At 71.6% G+C, this 15,019-nt stretch carries 16 protein-coding genes; 4 read left to right on the forward strand and 12 right to left on the reverse strand.

Translation table 11 applies throughout. The features are described 5' to 3' along the window. Nucleotides 1-8 precede the first annotated feature (8 nt). A complete protein-coding gene (locus IF43_RS0111200) occupies nt 9-1,262 on the reverse strand; it encodes an MFS transporter (protein WP_030197671.1) in 1,254 nt (417 codons plus the stop codon). A 265-nt stretch (nt 1,263-1,527) separates the two neighbouring features. Here IF43_RS0111200 and IF43_RS0111205 point away from each other — a divergent pair, with 265 nt between their 5' ends. After that, complete coding sequence (locus IF43_RS0111205; protein WP_030197675.1) at nt 1,528-2,397, forward strand: winged helix-turn-helix transcriptional regulator; 870 nt, start codon at nt 1,528-1,530, stop codon at nt 2,395-2,397. A gap of 107 nt (nt 2,398-2,504) precedes the next feature. Here the strand turns inward: IF43_RS0111205 and IF43_RS0111210 are convergent, their stop codons facing one another. Beyond that, nucleotides 2,505-3,059, reverse strand: a complete 555-nt coding sequence (locus IF43_RS0111210; RefSeq protein WP_030197678.1) for a TetR/AcrR family transcriptional regulator — start codon at nt 3,057-3,059, stop codon at nt 2,505-2,507. Then, entirely contained in the window at nt 3,059-3,385 is a 327-nt protein-coding gene (locus tag IF43_RS0111215; RefSeq protein WP_030197680.1) for a multidrug efflux SMR transporter, read from the reverse strand. Before IF43_RS0111215 ends, IF43_RS0111210 begins: the two co-directional genes overlap by 1 nt. A 154-nt stretch (nt 3,386-3,539) precedes the next feature. On the opposite strand from IF43_RS0111215, the gene IF43_RS0111220 reads away from it, so the two are divergent. Further along, nucleotides 3,540-4,745, forward strand: a complete 1,206-nt coding sequence (locus IF43_RS0111220) for a hypothetical protein (RefSeq protein ID WP_051795114.1) — start codon at nt 3,540-3,542, stop codon at nt 4,743-4,745. Between the two features lie 49 nt (nt 4,746-4,794). On the opposite strand, the gene IF43_RS0111225 is transcribed toward IF43_RS0111220, so the two are convergent. The 9 genes from IF43_RS0111225 to IF43_RS0111265 all read right to left on the reverse strand — a co-directional run bounded on the left by IF43_RS0111225 (nt 4,795) and on the right by IF43_RS0111265 (nt 13,028). Continuing rightward, entirely contained in the window at nt 4,795-6,123 is a 1,329-nt protein-coding gene (locus IF43_RS0111225; protein ID WP_107048464.1) for a hypothetical protein, read from the reverse strand. 326 nt (nt 6,124-6,449) lie between these two features. After that, nucleotides 6,450-6,794 carry a metal-sulfur cluster assembly factor gene (locus IF43_RS0111230; RefSeq protein ID WP_030197688.1) on the reverse strand — a complete coding sequence of 115 codons (345 nt, stop codon included), beginning with the start codon at nt 6,792-6,794 and terminating at the stop codon, nt 6,450-6,452. After that, a complete protein-coding gene (sufU, locus tag IF43_RS0111235) occupies nt 6,791-7,255 on the reverse strand; it encodes a Fe-S cluster assembly sulfur transfer protein SufU (RefSeq protein WP_030197691.1) in 465 nt (154 codons plus the stop codon). Before sufU ends, IF43_RS0111230 begins: the two co-directional genes overlap by 4 nt. Nucleotides 7,256-7,267: 12 nt before the next feature. Further along, the gene (locus tag IF43_RS0111240) at nt 7,268-8,524 is read right to left on the reverse strand and encodes a cysteine desulfurase (RefSeq protein ID WP_030197694.1); all 1,257 of its coding nucleotides are present in this window, start codon (nt 8,522-8,524) and stop codon (nt 7,268-7,270) included. After that, the gene (sufC, locus tag IF43_RS0111245) at nt 8,521-9,285 is read right to left on the reverse strand and encodes a Fe-S cluster assembly ATPase SufC (RefSeq protein ID WP_030197697.1); all 765 of its coding nucleotides are present in this window, start codon (nt 9,283-9,285) and stop codon (nt 8,521-8,523) included. Before sufC ends, IF43_RS0111240 begins: the two co-directional genes overlap by 4 nt. A 7-nt stretch (nt 9,286-9,292) precedes the next feature. Continuing rightward, the gene (locus IF43_RS0111250) at nt 9,293-9,610 is read right to left on the reverse strand and encodes a bifunctional 3-phenylpropionate/cinnamic acid dioxygenase ferredoxin subunit (protein ID WP_030197700.1); all 318 of its coding nucleotides are present in this window, start codon (nt 9,608-9,610) and stop codon (nt 9,293-9,295) included. After that, nucleotides 9,610-10,788, reverse strand: coding sequence for a Fe-S cluster assembly protein SufD (gene sufD / locus IF43_RS0111255; protein ID WP_030197702.1), 1,179 nt, complete (start codon nt 10,786-10,788; stop codon nt 9,610-9,612). The genes IF43_RS0111250 and sufD overlap by 1 nt, the downstream gene beginning before the upstream one ends. 87 nt (nt 10,789-10,875) lie before the next feature. Then, nucleotides 10,876-12,291, reverse strand: coding sequence for a Fe-S cluster assembly protein SufB (sufB, locus tag IF43_RS0111260; RefSeq protein ID WP_030197704.1), 1,416 nt, complete (start codon nt 12,289-12,291; stop codon nt 10,876-10,878). Next, complete coding sequence (locus IF43_RS0111265) at nt 12,288-13,028, reverse strand: metalloregulator ArsR/SmtB family transcription factor (RefSeq protein WP_030197705.1); 741 nt, start codon at nt 13,026-13,028, stop codon at nt 12,288-12,290. Before IF43_RS0111265 ends, sufB begins: the two co-directional genes overlap by 4 nt. 273 nt (nt 13,029-13,301) lie before the next feature. Between IF43_RS0111265 and IF43_RS0111270 the strand changes: the two genes are divergently transcribed. Both IF43_RS0111270 and IF43_RS0111275 read left to right on the forward strand, forming a co-directional pair. Next, a complete protein-coding gene (locus IF43_RS0111270) occupies nt 13,302-14,237 on the forward strand; it encodes an ABC transporter ATP-binding protein (RefSeq protein ID WP_030197706.1) in 936 nt (311 codons plus the stop codon). Further along, nucleotides 14,234-15,001, forward strand: a complete 768-nt coding sequence (locus IF43_RS0111275) for an ABC transporter permease (protein WP_030197707.1) — start codon at nt 14,234-14,236, stop codon at nt 14,999-15,001. The genes IF43_RS0111270 and IF43_RS0111275 overlap by 4 nt, the downstream gene beginning before the upstream one ends. Nucleotides 15,002-15,019 lie beyond the last annotated feature (18 nt).

A 15,019-nucleotide genomic window follows, 5' to 3' on the forward strand; every position in this document is an offset into this window, starting at 1 on the left:
AGGAAACGCTAACCAACGACGGGCGCCGCGGGCGAACCGGTCTCATGTGCCGGTCGATCATCGGGGGTGGTCCGGCTTGCGGTACGGCGCGCGGTACGGCGCGCGGTACGGACGCCCAGCGTGAGCACCGTCGCCCCGGCAGCCGCGCCGAGCACCGCGCACAGCGGCCACAGCGCGCCCGGGGCGGCGGCGTACAGACCGGCCCCGAGCGGGGCGGCGAGCACGACGCCGCTGACGGAGACGCCCGCGTACAGGCTCTGGAAGCGGCCCACGGCGTGGGCGGGGGCCTCGTCGGCGACGTACGCGGTGGCCGTGGTCTTGTAGAGGATCTCGCCGAGGCTGACCAGGACCATCATGGCGACGGTGGTGGCCGCGCCGGCACCGGGAAGGAGCATCGCGTAGCCGGCGGCGACCAGGACGAGGCCGGTGCCGATGATGTGCAGCGGCGAGCGGGAGCGCAGGGCCAGGGCGACGGGGATCTCCAGCAGGAGGATCACCCCGCCGTTGATCGCGATGAGCAGCCCGTAGGCGCGGGTGTCCATGCCGTGGTCGGCGAGGTAGGCCGGGAAGGTCGAGTACTGCTGCCGGTAGACGAGGTCGATGACGAGGATCGCGCCGAGCAGGGTAAGCAGCGCGGGCCTGGCGCGCAGCTCGCGCCAGACGCCCGGCCCCCGGTCGGCCGCGACCGCGGAGGTGGTCTTTGACGTGGCGCCGCGGGCGGGGACGACGCGGGCGGTCCAGAGGGCGAAGAAGAGGGTGCCGACGCCGTCCGCGACGAAGATCCAGTCGTACGACAGGCTGGTGGCGATCAGCGCGCCGAGGGGCGGCCCGACGGTGAACCCGCCGTTGGAGACGCAGCGGATGACGGCGAAGGCCTGCCGGCGGGCGCCCTCGGGGACGGTGACGGCGACCAGGGCGGAGTTGGCGGCCCGGACGACCCCGCTCGCGTACTGGGCGGCGGGCAGCACCGCGCACAGCAGCGGGGTGGACAGCAGCGGCAGGGCCAGGAGGGCCGCGCCGCCGAGCGCGGAGGCGGCGAGCAGCACCCGCCGGTGACCGAAGCGGTCGCCGAACCACCCTCCGGTGAAGTTGCCCGCCACCATTCCGATCCCGCTGACGCCCATGAGCAGACCCGCGGCGGGGGCGCCGAAGCCGCGGGGACCGGTCAGGTACACGAAGACGAAGACGAACGTGAAGCTGACGACGGCGTTGACGAACACCCCGCCGGCCAGCAGCCACACGACCTTCGGGACCTCCCGCAGCCCTTGCGGGGGCGCGGCGCCCGGCTCCCCCGCCGCGACGCCCCGCTCCCCCGCCGCGACGCCCCGCTCCCCCGCCGCGGCGCCCGGCTCCCCCGGCCCTGTGCGCGACTCCTCCGACCCGGCCCTGTGCGCCTCACGTACCGTCCGCCGACCCCTCACGCCCGCTCCCCCTCGCCCCACCCAGTAAGTTCCCTTTGGGAACTGACTCTGCCAGCATGGGACCGTGGGGGTCAACGGCTTTCGGCACGGAGGGGAGTGGGGGCGGATGGCCCAGCGGACGCGACTCGACGACGCGGACTGCGCCATCGCGCAGGCCCTGGACGTCGTCGGCGACTGGTGGACGCTGCTGATCGTGCGTGACGCGGCCCGCGGACTGACCCGCTTCGAGGAGTTCCAGGGGGAGCTCGGGGTGTCCCGCAAGGTGCTCGCGGAGCGGCTGCGGCTACTGGTGGAGGCCGGGGTGCTGGGCCGCGAGCCCTACCAGGAGCGGCCGGTGCGGTACGCGTACCGGCTGACCGCGCGCGGGCGGGCCCTGGTGCCGGTGCTGATCGCGCTCCAGGACTGGGGCGACCAGTGGCTGCTGGGCGACGGCGAGCTGACGGCCACCGCCGGGGACTCCTCGCGCGAGGCCGAGCGGGTGCACGCGCTGGTGGGCACGCGGGTGCCGGAGCTCGCGCTGCCGGACCAGGACGGCTCGCCGCGGGACCCGGTGGCGGCGGCGGAGTTCACCGTCCTCTACTGCTTCCCGGGGGCGTACGTGCGCGGCGAGTCGTACCCGCCGGGCTGGGGCGGCATCCCGGGCGCGGGGGGCTGCACGCTGGAGTCGCGCACGTTCCGGGACCGGTTGGCGGAGTTCACGGCCGCCGGCGCGGCGGTGCGGGGCGTCTCGACGCAGCGGCCGGACGAGCAGCGGGAGTTCGCGGCGGCCGAGGAGCTGGGCTTCCCTCTGCTGTCGGACGCGGAGCTGGGCCTGGCGGCCGCCCTGCGGCTGCCGACGTTCCGGGCGGCGGGGGCGAACCGGCTGAAGCGGCTCACGCTGGTCGTGGACCGCGGACGCACGGTACGGGCCGCCCTCTATCCCGTGACGGACGTCGCGGGCAGCGTGGCGGCGGCCCTGGACGCGGTCCGGGACTGACCCGGTCCCGGCCTCACCCGACCCCGGACGCGGTCCGGGACTGACGAGCGAGCGGGCCGTGGCCGACGGGCGCCGTACGCAACCGGGGCCCCCGCCGCGGCCACCGCTCAGCGCAGGACGCGCCGCAGCATGTCCGCGACGTACCCCGCGTCGTACGGCGCGCCGGTGAGCAGCACCTGGAGGCCGAACCCGTCCATCATCGCCACCAGTGCCCGCGCCGTCCGCGGATCGGTCCGCCGGGACAGGTGCGCGGTGACCGCCTCGCACCACTCGGCCGCGACCGGTCGCAGCGCGGGTCGGCGCAGGGCGGCGAGGTAGAGCTCGTACTCCAGCTCCACGTCGGTGCGGTCGCCCGCCGGACCGCCCGCCAGCCACTCCCCCAGCAGCCGGGCGAGGTCGTCGGCCAGGTCGACGCACGGGTCGTCGAGGGCCGCGCTCGCCGCGACCCGCTCGGCGAACCGGGCGTTGATCCGCCGCAGCGCGGCCACCAGCAGGTCGTCGAGCGTCGCGAAGTGGTAGGTGGTGGAGCCCAGCGGCACGTCGGCCTCGGCCGCGACGGCCCGGTGACCGAGCCCGGCGATCCCCTTGGCGCCCACGACGCGGATCGCCGCGTCGAGGATGCGCTCGCGGCGCTGGGGGTCGTAACGGCGGACGGCGGCCATCAATGGGCCCCCGCGCCGCCCATGTTGAGCAGCACCACCCCGGCGATGATCAGCACGATCCCGGCCAGGCGGGCGGCGTTGGCCGCCTCGCCCATGAAGAGCATGCCGATGGCGGCGATGGCCGCCGTCCCGACGCCGGACCAGATCGCGTACGCCGTGCCCACCGACATGGACTTGAGCGCCTGGGCGAGCAGGGTGAAGGCCACGGCGTAGCCCACGAGGGTCCCCAGCGACGGCCAGAGCCTGCTGAAGCCGTGGCTGTACTTCATCGCGGTGGTCCCGGCCACCTCTGCCGCTATGGCCGCGGCCAGCAGGACGTAAGGCATGCGTACGAGCGTACACAACGATGCGTACACCCGTACACAACGATACGAACGCACGTGCGCAGTGGGTGTGGGTACCTCCGTCCGGGGGAACGGGACACCCGGGCTACCGTGTCCCCTCCAGGGGGAGAAGAATCCAGCCACACGGAGTACAGGCATGACGCAGAACCAGGGGTGGGGACCACCGCCGTCGGACCCGAACGGCGGCAACGCGAACGGCGGCAACCCGTACGGACAGCCGCACGGCGGCGCCCCGTACGGAGCGCCCTACGGGGCACCCGGCGGACCCGGCGGCTGGGCGGGCGGCTGGGCGCCCCCGCCACCCCGGCCCGGAGTGATCCCGCTGCAGCCGCTCGGCCTCGGCGACGTCCTCGCCGGGGCGTTCTCGACCTTCGGCCGCTACTGGAAGCAGCTGGTCGGCGTCATGCTGGCGGTCCAGGGCGCCGGGCTCCTCGTCGTCGTGGGCGCGGTCGCCCTCGGCCTCGGACTGGTGTGGGAGCACCTCGACGGCGTCTTCGACCTGCCGGCCGGGGCGACCCCGGCCGACGAGGACCTGGTTCCGGTGCTGTGGACGCTGGTCCCGCTGGGGCTGCTGCTCTGCGCGCTGATGCTGCTGGGCTGGGCGGTGATCAGCTCGCTGGTCCCGAACGTGCTCCAGGAGGCCGTACTGGGCCGCCGCACCACCTTCGGCGCGATGTTCCGCCGGTCCTGGTCCCGGCTGCCGGCCATGCTCGGCACCCTGCTGCTCACCATGGTCACCGCGGGCCTGCCGTGGCTCGTGGCCCTGGTGGTCGGCATCGTGGTGGCCGCGACCGCGGACTACTCGCAGCCCGAGCCGCCCGGGGCGCTCCTGGCCCTGCCGCTGATCGTCCTGCTCGCGCTCCCGCTCACCGTCTGGTTGGGCGTCAAGTTCAGCCTGGCCCCGGCCGTCGTGGTGATGGAGAAGCTCGGCCCGGTCGCGGCGCTGCGCCGCTCGTCCCGGCTGGTCAAGGACTCCTGGTGGCGGATCTTCGGCATCACACTGCTGACCCTCGCGATCGCCGCCGTGATCGGCTACCTCATCCAGCTGCCGTTCATGCTGGTCGGGTTCTTCGCCATGGTGCCGACCGCGTTCGCCGCGGCCGATCCGGACGCCGGGACCGGGGCGCTGGTCGGTGGGATGGTCGTCTACTTCCTGTCCATCCTGATCGGCACCGTCGTCTCGCAGGTCTTCCAGATGGGCCTGCCGCAGCTGGCCAGCGGCCTGCTCTACGTCGACCAGCGGATCCGGCGCGAGGACCTCGCGCCCTCCCTGGCCGCCGCCGCGGCGGCCGCACCGGCGCAGCCGCCGGTGCCCGGCGGACCCCCGCCGGGCACCTTCTGACGGTCCCCGGCCGCGGTCTGCCGGAGGACCGGACGCACAGGGTGTCCGGTCAGCCGATCGTGAACCAGGCGGACCGGGACTTCTTCCACTCCGGGTGGGTGAGGTCCTTGGCCTCGACGCCGTCCCCGTAGAGGTCGGCGGAGCCGTTGTCGGTGATCAGCTGGACCCGGGCACCGGGCACGCCCAGGTCCGGGACCTCGACCACGGACTCCCAGCCGCCCGCGTCGCCGGTCGGCAGGTCCGCGACCTTGACCGGCGCGTGGCCGGCGACACCGTCCCAGGAGTACAGGGCGTACGGGTCGGTGTTGTCGTCGGCGGCCCAGCTGCCGGCCAGGACCAGGTACTGACCGGCGGCGTTCCTGCGGATGTCGCGGACCGACAGGCCGCCCAGGTCCAGCTCGATCGGCGTGCCGAATGCCGCCTTGGCGCCGGTGGCCAGCACCTGGTCCATGTTGGTGACCGGCACGACCAGGGCCCTGCCGCCGGGCACGGCCGGGGCGAGCGGGGCGCGGAAGCCGATGTACGCGGTGCTCGTCGAGCCGGGCGCGAACTCCAGGCCCTCGACGTTGAAGCCGTCGATCTGCTTGGGCGCCTGGCCGGTGGCCGTGCCGGCCGCGAAGCCGTAGCGGTTGCCGTTCGCCGTGTCCCAGGCCACCAGGTCGTCGCGCAGCCTGCGGTACGAACGCCCGTAGCTGAGCTGGGCGTTCGCGCCCGTGCCGGTGACCTTGGTGGTGAAGACGGTGTTGCGGTCGGCCCTGTACTCGCCGTCCTTGTTGTTGCCGAGCGAGCCGGTCCAGTAGATGGTGTCACCGACCCGGGCCGCGCCCTCGATGTCGATCTCCTTGGTGGCGCCGATCCGGGAGCTGAAGTCCCAGGTGCGCACGGGCGCGCCGGAGCGCGAACGGTCGTACAGCCGGAGCACGTTGGACTCGTCGTCCGCGACGACCGCGTAGCCGCCGCCGAGGTCGACAGCGGCCGAGGCGTCGGAGGATCCGGTCAGGTAGCGGGCGTCCGCCGGGTTCTGCACCGCGGCGGAGGCGGCGTACGACAGGGTCCTGGTGGCGCTCTTGCCGCCCAGGCCGGTCACCTTGACGGTCAGGTCGGCGTAGCCGCGGCCGCGCGCGGCCACCGCGAGGGTACGGACCGCGCCGGTGCCGGTGACGGTCACGTCCGAGGTCGCGGCCACCGAGGTCCTGCTGCTGGCCGACACGGCCACGGTCAGCGCGCTCGCGTCCGCGCCGCTCTGACCGACGGTCACGGTGACGACCGGGTCGCCCACGCCACCGACGGCACCCGACAGGTAGGCCGCCGACAGGCTGATGGTCGGCGTCCCGTAGGTCACGGCCTGCGCGGGCGTGGTCAGCCCGGCGACCAGCAGGGCGGCTGCGCCGGCGAGCCCGGCGGCGTGGCGAACGGTCACGGCGGTTTCCTCTCACGTGCGCCGTCACGGCGTGACGGCCGTGAGAAGGCTCGGCCCGCCGCCCCAACTCCGCGTGCACGCCGCCCGTACGGCGGACGAACACCCGAAGGCCCCGCGCCGGAACACCCGAAGGCCCACGGCCGGAACACCCGAAGAGCCGGCGCCGGAACACCCGAAGGCCCACCGCCGGAACGCGCGAAGGCCCCGGGCACCGAGGTGCCGGGGGCCTTCGCGAAGCGCCTTGAGGGCCGTTCTCGCACGGACCGTGCTCGGACGGGCTGTGCTCAGACGTTGAACCCGAGGGCGCGGAGCTGCTCGCGACCGTCGTCGGTGATCTTGTCGGGGCCCCACGGGGGCATCCAGACCCAGTTGATCCGCAGCTCGTTGACGATGCCGTCGGTCGCGGACTTGGCCTGGTCCTCGATCACGTCGGTCAGCGGGCAGGCCGCGGACGTCAGGGTCATGTCCAGGGTCGCGATGTTGGCGTCGTCGATGTGGATGCCGTAGATCAGGCCCAGGTTCACCACGTCGATGCCCAGCTCGGGGTCGACCACGTCGTAGAGGGCCTCGCGGACCTCTTCCTCGGTGGCCGGCTTCGTGGTCACCTCGGGAGTTGCGTTCTCGCTCATGCCGTCTTCCTCTCGGCGCCCTCGCCCAGGGCCTGGGCGGTCGCGTCCTTCCACGCCATCCAGCTCAGCAGCGCGCACTTCACGCGGGCCGGGTACTTCGAGACGCCGGCGAACGCGACCGCGTCCTCCAGCACCTCCTCCATCGCCTCGTCGGGCTCGATCTTGCCCTTGGACTGCATCAGCTCCAGGAACGTGCTCTGGATCTTCTGCGCCTCGGCGAGCTCCTTGCCGACCATCAGCTCGTTGAGGACCGACGCGCTCGCCTGGCTGATGGAGCAGCCCTGGCCCTCGTACGAGACGTCCGTGAGCGTCTCGCCGTCGTACTTCACCCGCAGCGTGATCTCGTCGCCGCACGTCGGGTTGACGTGGTGCACCTCGGCGTCGCCGTCACGCAGACCGCGGCCGTGCGGGTGCTTGTAATGGTCCAGGATCAGCTCCTGGTACATCGAATCCAGCTTCACTGAAGCGCTCTCCTACCCGAAGAAGTTGCGTACGTGCTCCAGGCCGTCGACCAGGGCGTCGACATCGGCCGGGGAGGAGTACAGGTAGAACGACGCTCGCGTGGTCGCAGGAATTCCGTAGCGCAGGCAGACCGGGCGCGCGCAGTGGTGTCCCACGCGGACCGCGATGCCCTGCTCGTCCAGGACCTGGCCGACGTCGTGCGGGTGGATGTCGCCGAGTACGAAGGAGATCGCGGCGCCGCGGTCCTCGGCCGTGGTGGGGCCGATGATCCGCAGGTCGGGAACCTCCTGCAGGCGCTTCAGCGCGTACTCGGTGATCGCGTGCTCGTGGGCGGCGATCTTGTCCATGCCGATGGCGTTCAGGTAGTCCACGGCCGCGCCGAGGCCGACGGCCTGGGCGATCGGGGGCGTGCCCGCCTCGAACTTGTGCGGCGCCGGGGCGTACGTCGAGGAGTGCATCGAGACGGTCTCGATCATCTCGCCGCCGCCGAGGAACGGCGGCAGGTCCTCGAGCAGCTCCTGGCGGCCCCACAGGACGCCGATGCCGGTCGGGGCGCACATCTTGTGACCGGTGAAGGCCACGAAGTCGGCGCCCAGCGCCTGCACGTCGAGCGGCATGTGCGGGGCGGCCTGGGAGGCGTCGAGCAGCACCAGGGCGCCGACCTCCTGGGCCCGGCGCACGATGGTGTCGACGGGGTTGACGGTGCCGAGCAGGTTGGAGACCAGCGCGAAGGAGACGATCTTCGTCTTCTCCGTGATGAGCTCGTTGATGTTCGACAGGTCGAGGCGGCCGTCGTCGGTGAGCCCGAACCACCTCAGCTTCGCACCCGTGCGCTGCGAGAGCAGCTGCCACGGCACGATGTTGGAGTGGTGCTCCATCTCCGTGATGACGATCTCGGTCTCGTGGTCGACCCGGTAGGGCTCGTCGGCCCAACCGAGCATGTTCGCGACCAGGTTGAGCGACTCCGAGGCGTTCTTGGTGAAGATCACCTCGTCGCGGCTCGGGGCGTTGACGAACGCGGCGACCTTGTCGCGCGCGCCCTCGTACAGCGCCGTGGCCTCCTCGGCGACCAAGTACACGCCGCGGTGGACGTTGGCGTTGTGCCGCTCGTAGTACTCGTTCAGCGCGTCGAGCACCTGGCGCGGCTTCTGCGAGGTCGCCGCGGAGTCCAGGTAGACGATCTTCTTCCCGTCGTGGACCACACGATCCAGCAGGGGGAAGTCCTTGCGGATCGCCTCGGTGTCGAGGAGGCCAGGCAGCTGTGTCACGCGGTCGCGCCACCCTTCACGTACTTGTCGTAGCCCTCGGCCTCGAGCTGGTCCGCGAGCTCGGCGCCGCCGGACTCGACGATGCGGCCGTTCGCGAACACGTGGACGTGGTCGGGCTTGATGTAGCGCAGGATGCGCGTGTAGTGGGTGATGAGCAGGGTGCCCACCTCACCGGTGTCGCGCACGCGGTTGACGCCCTCGGAGACGATGCGCAGGGCGTCGACGTCCAGGCCGGAGTCGGTCTCGTCGAGGATCGCGATCTTCGGCTTGAGCAGCTCGAGCTGGAGGATCTCGTGGCGCTTCTTCTCACCGCCGGAGAAGCCCTCGTTGACGTTGCGCTCGGCGAAGGCCGGGTCCATGGAGAGACGCTCCATGGCCTCCTTGACCTCCTTCACCCAGGTGCGCAGCTTGGGGGCCTCGCCGCGGACGGCGGTGGCGGAGGTGCGCAGGAAGTTGGAGACCGAGACGCCGGGGACCTCGACCGGGTACTGCATGGCGAGGAAGACGCCGGCGCGGGCGCGCTCGTCGACGGACATCTCGAGGACGTCCTCGCCGTCGAGGGTCACGGTGCCACCGGTGATCGTGTACTTCGGGTGGCCGGCGAGGGAGTAGGCCAGGGTCGACTTGCCGGAGCCGTTGGGGCCCATGATGGCGTGCGTCTCGCCCTGCTTGACGGTCAGGTCGACGCCCTTGAGGATCTCGCGGGCGCCGTTCTCCGCCTCGACGGAGACGTGCAGGTCGTGGATTTCAAGCGTAGCCATGGATGCCTCAGGACTCCTGGGTGAGGGAGACGAGCACGTCGTCCCCTTCGATCTTTACGGGGTAAACGGGGACGGGGCGCGTCGCGGGGAGGCCGGACGGCTTGCCGGTGCGCAGGTCGAAGGCCGACCCGTGCAGCCAGCACTCGATCTGGCAGTCCTCGACCTCACCCTCCGACAGGGAGACGTTCGCGTGCGAGCAGATGTCGTTGATCGCGAACACCTCGCCGTCGGTGGAGACGATCGACACCGGGGTGCCGTCGAGCTCCACCCGCTTGGGGGTGTTCTCCTCCAGCTCGCTGAGCGCGCAGGCCTTCACGTAGGTCATCAGACGGCCGCCTCGAGCTCGTTCTCGATCTTCGCGATGAGTCGCTCCTCCAGGTCGGCGACGCCGATCTGCTGGACCAGCCCGGCGAAGAAGCCGCGGACCACCAGGCGGCGGGCCTCGTCGGCCGGGATGCCGCGGGCCTGGAGGTAGAAGAGCTGCTCGTCGTCGAAGCGGCCGGTCGCGGAGGCGTGGCCGGCGCCGACGATCTCGCCGGTCTCGATCTCCAGGTTCGGCACGGAGTCGACCCGCGCGCCGTCGGTGAGGACGAGGTTGCGGTTGAGCTCGTAGGTGTCGGTGCCCTCGGCGGTCTTCTCGATGAGGACGTCGCCGATCCAGACGGCGTGGGCCGCCTCGCCCTGCAGTGCGCCCTTGTAGACCACGTTGGACTTGCAGTGCGGCACGTTGTGGGTGACCAGGAGGCGGTGCTCCTGGTGCTGGCCGGCGTCGGTGAAGTACAGGCCGAGCAGCTCGGCCTCGCCGCCGGGGCCCGCGTACGCGACGCGCGGGTGGATGCGGACGAGGTCGCCGCCGAAGGTCACGACGAAGGACTTGAAGGACGCGTCGCGGCCGACCAGCGCGTTGTGCTGGGAGCAGTGGACGGCGGTGTCGTCCCAGTCCTGGATGGAGACGACGGTGACCTTGGCGCCGTCGCCGACGAGGAAGTCGACGTTGGCGGCGCGCACGCCGTCACCGGTGTGGTCGATGACGATGACGGCCTCGGCGAACGGCTTCACGTCGAAGACGGTGTGTCCGAAGGTGGTGCCGCCCTCGCCGTGCAGCGAGACGCGCACGGGCTCGGTGAGGACGGTCTCCTTGGGCACGGTGACGACCGTGGCCTTGGCGAAGGACGAGAACGCCTGGGCGGCGACGCGGTCGACCGGCGTGCCGGCCTTGCCGACGCGCTCGTCGTCGCGCTCCACCGACTCGACGGTGACCCCTTCGGGGGCGTCGATCTGGGCCTTCATGCTGCCGTTGGCGGTCGCGGTGCCGTCGTGGAGGCCGCGCAGGCGCTCCAGCGGGGTGAAGCGCCACTCTTCCTCGCGGCCGTGCGGCACGGGGAAGTCCGCCACGTCGAAGGACGGGGGTGCGCTCATCCGGGTGGCGACGGTGGACTCCGCGGCCACCGCGATCGCTCCGGCGGTGGTCGACCCCGCCGGGATGTTCTGAGCCTCAGCCATGGCTGTCGTTTTGCTCTCTTCCTACGTCGTTGCGGTCCTCGGCCCGCGAGGGACGGACCGTGGAGCTGGTGGTGGGGCGGGTGGCCGTCAGCCGACCGCACCCTCCATCTGCAGCTCGATCAGCCGGTTGAGCTCCAGGGCGTACTCCATGGGCAGCTCCTTGGCGATCGGCTCGACGAAGCCGCGCACGATCATGGCCATGGCCTCGAACTCGGTCATGCCGCGGCTCATGAGGTAGAAGAGCTGGTCCTCGGAGACCTTGGAGACGGTGGCCTCGTGGCCCATGGACACGTCGTCCTCGCGGACGTCGACGTACGGGTACGTGTCCGAGCGGGAGATCTGGTCGACGAGCAGCGCGTCGCAGAGCACGTTGGACTTGGAGCCCGAGGCGCCCTCGCCGATCTCGACCAGGCCGCGGTACGACGTGCGGCCGCCGCCCCGCGCCACCGACTTGGAGACGATGTTGGAGGAGGTGTTCGGCGCCATGTGGACCATCTTGGAGCCGGCGTCCTGGTGCTGGCCCTCGCCGGCGAAGGCGATAGAGAGGGTCTCGCCCTTGGCGTGCTCGCCCATCAGGTAGACGGCCGGGTACTTCATGGTGACCTTGGAGCCGATGTTGCCGTCGATCCACTCCATGGTCGCGCCCTCGTACGCCACGGCACGCTTGGTGACGAGGTTGTACACGTTGTTCGACCAGTTCTGGATCGTCGTGTAGCGGCAGCGGCCGCCCTTCTTCACGATGATCTCGACGACGGCGCTGTGCAGCGAGTCCGAGGAGTAGATCGGGGCCGTGCAGCCCTCGACGTAGTGGACGTACGCGTCCTCGTCCACGATGATCAGCGTCCGCTCGAACTGGCCCATGTTCTCCGTGTTGATGCGGAAGTAGGCCTGCAGCGGGATCTCGACGTGGACGCCCTTGGGGACGTAGATGAACGAGCCACCGGACCACACGGCGGTGTTCAGCGACGCGAACTTGTTGTCGCCGACCGGGATGACGGTGCCGAAGTACTCCTTGAAGAGCTCCTCGTGCTCCTTCAGCGCGGTGTCGGTGTCGACGAAGATGACGCCCTGCTCCTCCAGGTCCTCACGGATCTGGTGGTAGACGACCTCCGACTCGTACTGGGCCGCGACACCGGCGACGAGGCGCTGCTTCTCCGCCTCCGGGATGCCGAGCTTGTCGTACGTGTTCTTGATGTCCTCGGGCAGTTCCTCCCAGGAAGCGGCCTGCTTCTCGGTGGAACGCACGAAGTACTTGATGTTGTCGAAGTCGATGCCCGAGAGGTCGGAGCCCCAGGTCGGCATGGGCTTCTTGTCGAAGAGCTTCAGGCCCTTGAGGCGGAGCTTCAGCATCCACTCGGGCTCGTTCTTCTTCGACGAGATGTCCCGGACGACGTCCTCGCTGAGACCGCGCTTGGCGGCGGCACCGGCCGCGTCGGAGTCGGCCCAGCCGTACTCGTACTTGCCCAGGCCCTCGAGCTCAGGGTGAGCAATCTCCGTGGTCATGCGGGGTTCCTCCCGGCCGTGCTTGCAGATGCTGATGAAGTGGTCTGTGGGGCGGCGCCGCGCGGAATGAACGTGGTGCACACCCCGTCGCCGTGGGCGATGGTGGCGAGCCGCTGCACATGGGTCCCGAGCAGCTTGGAGAAGACCTCGGTCTCCGCCTCGCAGAGCTGCGGGAACTGCTCGGCGACGTGGGCGACCGGGCAGTGGTGCTGGCAGAGCTGTTCTCCGCTGTGCGGACCGGGAGCGCTCTTCGCCGTAGCAGCGTACCCGTCCGCGGTCAACGCCTTGGCGAGGGCCTCGGTACGGTCCGCGGGCTCGGCCGCGTCCACGGCCTCCCGGTAGGCCTCCGCCTGGGCGGCCAGCCGGTCGCGCGCGAACGCCGCGACGGCCGCCTCGCCCTGTTCCCCGCCGCCCGCGGCCTTCGAGATCCAGCGCAGGGCGTCGACGGCGAGCTTGTCGTACGACTGGTCGAAGGCGTCGCGACCGCAGTCGGTGAGCGCGAACACCTTGGCGGGCCGGCCCCGGGTGCGCGCTCCGTAGACGCGCTGCTCACGGGGGGCGACCACGTCGTCGGCGACGAGTGCGTCGAGGTGGCGGCGGACGGCGGCCTGGGTGAGGCCGAGTCGCCCGGCGAGGTCGGCCACGGTCGAGGGACCGTGGTCCAGGATCGAGCGCGCGACCCGGTTGCGGGTTGACCGCTCCCCGGTAGCGAGGTCCCCGTGAGGGGTCTCGATCATCCGTGCCTCGTTTTTCACAACGCCATTGTTGCGTAATTGCCGAAGGAGCGACAAGCCGTGACGGACGCCACTCCAGGTGTCCTCTATCACTAAGGGTTACCTTATTTGTCGACGCAGAGTAATTTGGAATCTGGAATTCCGTATTCGTCGGGGGTCCGTTCCGGCGACCGCGCCGCAGGCCAGGGCGCCCGTGGGTGCTGGACCCGGCCGGGAACCGACCCCCGCTTCCCCCGACGGCCCGGGCCGCCCCCCACGCTTCGTAGACTCGCCCCCATGAGTGATGACACGGCCGGCCCCGCCGTGCGCGTACGGGGCCTGGTCCAGCGGTACGGCGACAAGACCGCCGTCGACGGACTCGACCTCGACGTCCGGTACGGCACCGTCACCGCGGTGCTCGGCCCCAACGGCGCCGGCAAGACCACCACCGTCGAGACCTGCGAGGGCTACCGCCCGCCCGCCTCCGGCACCGTCCGCGTCCTCGGCCTCGACCCCTACGCCGACGCCGAGGCCCTGCGCCCCCGCATCGGCGTGATGCTCCAGTCTGGCGGTGTCTTCTCCGGCGCCCGCGCCGTCGAGATGCTGCGCCACATGGCGAAGCTGTACGCGCACCCGCTGGACGTCGCCGCCCTCGTGGAGCGCCTCGGCCTCGGCGGCTGCGGGCGCACCCCGTACCGGCGCCTGTCCGGCGGCCAGCAGCAGCGCCTCGCGCTCGCGATGGCCGTCGTGGGCCGCCCGGAGCTGGTCTTCCTCGACGAACCCACCGCCGGCCTCGACCCGCAGGCCCGCCGCGCCACCTGGGAGCTGGTGCGCGAGCTGCGCGCCGACGGCGTCGGCGTCGTCCTCACCACCCACCACATGGACGAGGCCGAGCAGCTGGCCGACGACGTCGCGATCATCGACGCCGGCAAGGTCATCGCCCAGGGCAGCCCCGAGCAGCTGTGCCGCGGCGGCGCCGAGAACACCCTGCGCTTCACGGGCCGCCCGGGACTCGACCTGGCCTCCCTCCTCAAGGCCCTGCCCGACGGCAGCGCGGCCGTCGAGCTCACCCCCGGCGCCTACCGCATCACCGGCAGCGTCGGCCCGCAGTTGCTCGCCACCGTCACGTCCTGGTGCGCGCAGAACGGCGTGATGCCCGACGGCATCTCCGTCGAGCGGCACACCCTGGAGGACGTCTTCCTCGAGCTGACCGGTAAGGAGCTGCGCGGATGAGCGCCGGCACGTTCACCCCGAAGCCGGGCGCGGCGCCGCTGGCCCGCATGATCGGCGCGCAGGCCGCGCTGGAGACGCGCATGCTGCTGCGCAACGGCGAGCAGCTGCTCCTGACCGTGATCATCCCCGCCATGCTGCTGGTCCTGTTCGCCACGGTCGACGTGATCGACACAGGCGCGGGCGAACCGGTCGACTTCCTCGCCCCCGGCGCGCTGGCGCTCGCCGTCATGTCCACCGCCTTCACCGGCCAGGCCATCGCCACCGGCTTCGACCGCCGCTACGGCGTGCTGAAGCGGCTGGGCGCCTCGCCGCTGCCGCGCTGGGGCCTGATGGCCGCCAAGACGCTGTCGGTGCTGGTCACCGAGGTGCTCCAGGTGGCGCTGCTGACCGCGATCGCCCTCGCGCTCGGCTGGTCGCCGCACGGCAACCCGCTCGCGGTGGCCGTCCTGCTGCTGCTCGGCACCGCCGCGTTCTCGGGTCTCGGGCTGCTGATGGCCGGCACCCTCAAGGCCGAGGCCACCCTCGCCGCGGCGAACCTGGTGTTCCTGCTCCTGCTGGTCGGCGGCGGGGTCGCCGTGCCGCTGGACAAGTTCCCCGGCGCGGTCCGGTCCGTCCTGGAGCTGCTGCCGGTCTCCGCCCTGTCGGAGGGGCTGCGCGACGTGCTCCAGCACGGCGCCGGGCTGCCCTGGGAACAGCTGGGCCTGCTGGCCGGATGGTCGGTGCTCGGGCTGGGTCTGGCGGGGCGGCACTTCCGCTGGGAGTAGCGGGCGGGTCAGGATGGA

This window comes from Streptomyces sp. NRRL S-87 (genome assembly GCF_000719335.1).
GTDB lineage: Bacteria > Actinomycetota > Actinomycetes > Streptomycetales > Streptomycetaceae > Streptomyces.

Excerpts from the sequence above, each read along its gene's own strand:
- IF43_RS0111205 (WP_030197675.1), top strand. The coding sequence starts at position 1,528 with ATGGCCCAGCGGACGCGACTCGACGACGCGGACTGCGCCATCGCGCAG.
- IF43_RS0111210 (WP_030197678.1), bottom strand. The coding sequence starts at position 3,059 with ATGGCCGCCGTCCGCCGTTACGACCCCCAGCGCCGCGAGCGCATCCTC.
- IF43_RS0111275 (WP_030197707.1), top strand. The coding sequence starts at position 14,234 with ATGAGCGCCGGCACGTTCACCCCGAAGCCGGGCGCGGCGCCGCTGGCC.
- sufB (WP_030197704.1), bottom strand. The coding sequence starts at position 12,291 with ATGACCACGGAGATTGCTCACCCTGAGCTCGAGGGCCTGGGCAAGTAC.
- sufD (WP_030197702.1), bottom strand. The coding sequence starts at position 10,788 with ATGGCTGAGGCTCAGAACATCCCGGCGGGGTCGACCACCGCCGGAGCG.
- IF43_RS0111270 (WP_030197706.1), top strand. The coding sequence starts at position 13,302 with ATGAGTGATGACACGGCCGGCCCCGCCGTGCGCGTACGGGGCCTGGTC.
- sufC (WP_030197697.1), bottom strand. The coding sequence starts at position 9,285 with ATGGCTACGCTTGAAATCCACGACCTGCACGTCTCCGTCGAGGCGGAG.
- IF43_RS0111215 (WP_030197680.1), bottom strand. The coding sequence starts at position 3,385 with ATGCCTTACGTCCTGCTGGCCGCGGCCATAGCGGCAGAGGTGGCCGGG.
- IF43_RS0111220 (WP_051795114.1), top strand. The coding sequence starts at position 3,540 with ATGACGCAGAACCAGGGGTGGGGACCACCGCCGTCGGACCCGAACGGC.
- IF43_RS0111230 (WP_030197688.1), bottom strand. The coding sequence starts at position 6,794 with ATGAGCGAGAACGCAACTCCCGAGGTGACCACGAAGCCGGCCACCGAG.
- IF43_RS0111250 (WP_030197700.1), bottom strand. The coding sequence starts at position 9,610 with ATGACCTACGTGAAGGCCTGCGCGCTCAGCGAGCTGGAGGAGAACACC.
- IF43_RS0111265 (WP_030197705.1), bottom strand. The coding sequence starts at position 13,028 with ATGATCGAGACCCCTCACGGGGACCTCGCTACCGGGGAGCGGTCAACC.